Annotated in this window: 3 protein-coding genes; 2 read left to right on the forward strand and 1 reads right to left on the reverse strand. The window is 42.0% G+C overall.

Annotated elements, in window-relative coordinates; genetic code table 11:
- Nucleotides 1-72: 72 nt before the first annotated feature.
- Nucleotides 73-861, forward strand: a complete 789-nt coding sequence (locus CXF78_RS21170) for a segregation and condensation protein A (protein WP_059745489.1) — start codon at nt 73-75, stop codon at nt 859-861.
- Nucleotides 862-883: 22 nt separating this feature from the next.
- Nucleotides 884-1,621, forward strand: a complete 738-nt coding sequence (scpB, locus tag CXF78_RS21175; protein ID WP_102037867.1) for an SMC-Scp complex subunit ScpB — start codon at nt 884-886, stop codon at nt 1,619-1,621.
- On the opposite strand, the gene CXF78_RS21180 is transcribed toward scpB, so the two are convergent.
- Nucleotides 1,618-2,165, reverse strand: a 548-nt coding sequence (locus CXF78_RS21180; protein WP_257984976.1) for a LysR substrate-binding domain-containing protein, incomplete at its 5' end; no start/stop codon positions are given. The genes scpB and CXF78_RS21180 overlap by 4 nt on opposite strands.

A 2,165-nucleotide genomic window follows, 5' to 3' on the forward strand; every position in this document is an offset into this window, starting at 1 on the left:
CATGGTGCTGGCGATACCAGTGCATTTGAATAAACGAAAGTGATACCCGCAGACGAATCATCTAAGATAAACATGCCAGGCAGTCAGCAAAGCCTGCCATTAGCAATGGTTCGTGGCCAAGCGCTTAATAGCATGCCCGTAGACTTGTTTATTCCGCCAGAGGCCTTAGAAGTGTTTCTTGAAACCTTTGAAGGCCCATTAGATTTATTGTTATATTTAATCCGTAAACAAAAATTAGATGTGGTTGATTTGCCTATTCAACAAATCACCCAACAATATTTACTCTATATTGAAATTCTCACTGAAGCGCGGATTGAACTGGCTGCCGATTACCTTGTGATGGCGGCAACATTAGCGGAGATTAAATCCCGATTATTGTTACCTAAAATGGCCAGTGAAGATGATGAGGAAGAAGATCCTCGAGTGGTGCTTATACGGCAATTAAAAGCCTATGAGGTGATCAAACAAGCTGCAGCCGATATTGATACGTTACCGCGGATTGAACGAGATGTGTTTCAAGCATCCGTTAGCGCGGCTCCAGACATTAAACCTATAACAGTACCGCCTGAAGTGTCGCTGGTGGATATTGCCCGTGCGTTTGGCGAAGTACTAAAACGCATTGATGCTAACGAAGATCATCACGTAAAGCGTGAACATTTATCTACCCGTGAACGCATGAGCCAAATTTTAGCTAAGTTATCCAGTACAGAATACATTGGTTTTGAGTGTTTGTTTGATGTCAGTGAAGGCCGAGCAGGTGTGGTAGTGAGTTTTTTGGCACTCATGGAGCTGGTTAAAGAATTACTCGTTGAGTTAGTGCAAAATGAACCGTTTTCACCCATCTATGTAAAAGCGTATTAATTAACGATATTCGAAGAGATCCATGAAGCCAATTAATCCTATTCAGTTAAAACAGCTTATTGAAGCCAGTTTGTTTGTCTTAGCTAAGCCGTTGTCGGTAAAAGCCATTAAAGAAACGGTGTTAGCTGACTTTAGTGTATCGCGTACGCGCATTCAGGAAACGCTTGATGAATTACAGCAAGATTATCAAGAGCGAGGCGTACAGCTAGTTAAAATCGCTAGTGGCTATCGTTTTCAAACTCAAGAAATACTCAGCCCTTATTTACAACCTCTTTGGCAAGAAAAATCCCCTAAGTACTCTCGTGCAACGCTTGAAACGTTGGCGGTGATTGCATATCGACAACCGGTAACGCGTGGTGATATTGAATATATTAGAGGCGTGGCGATTAGCAGTCATATTATAAAAAGTTTAGCGGATCGGCAGTGGATTAAAGTGGTTGGCCATAAGGAAGTGCCCGGAAAACCAGCATTATATGCGACCACCCCTGCATTTCTGGATTATTTTAATTTAACAAAACTTGCCGATTTACCTGCATTAACGGATGCCGCATCACTACAAGGGTTATTTGATAAAGTGCAAGTTGCTCTCGATGAATCTAACGATGATGACAGTAGTGATGATCACCAAGACGATGATCAACAAGTCAATGACGAGCAAAACGATAGCGAAAACGGCAGTGATACAACGACAAATGAACTTGATGATGTAGACGACGAAGCCGTCGATGTTGTTGAAAAAGGCCAAAATCTAACCCATTAAATCCACACTTTAGTATTGGTTGTCGTCGTTTTTTCGCTGGTTTGCACGGGTAGTTGTGCGAGCATGTAATCGAGTAAGCGCTGACCCGTTAGGCTTAAAAATCGTCTTGATGGATACACTAGAAATACCACGCCTGTATAAGGCGCTAAATCATTAAATAAACGTACTAACTCCCCTTGCTCTACGTCATCGTGACATAATTTTTGTGGTAAATAACCTATCCCTCGGCCTAATTTTGTCGCTTCATAAGCCAGTTGAATGCTGTTGGTGCATAAGTTGCCTTTTACGGCCTGCATTGCATCATTGGCGAGTGGAACTTCACTGAAGGTTTTACCATTTGGGAAGCGAAATAGAATTGAGTTGTGTTGTTCAATATCACTCAAGGTGACAGGCATGCCAGCTTTGGTTAAGTATTCTGGGCTGGCAAAGAAACACATATCTTCACTGATAACTGGTTTTGCCACCATGTCGAGTTCACTAAACGTTTCATTCACCATAAACGCGATATCAATATTGTTACGTACCATGTCTAAAGGCTCAGTAC

This window comes from Shewanella sp. 11B5 (assembly GCF_002836795.1).
GTDB lineage: Bacteria > Pseudomonadota > Gammaproteobacteria > Enterobacterales > Shewanellaceae > Shewanella > Shewanella frigidimarina.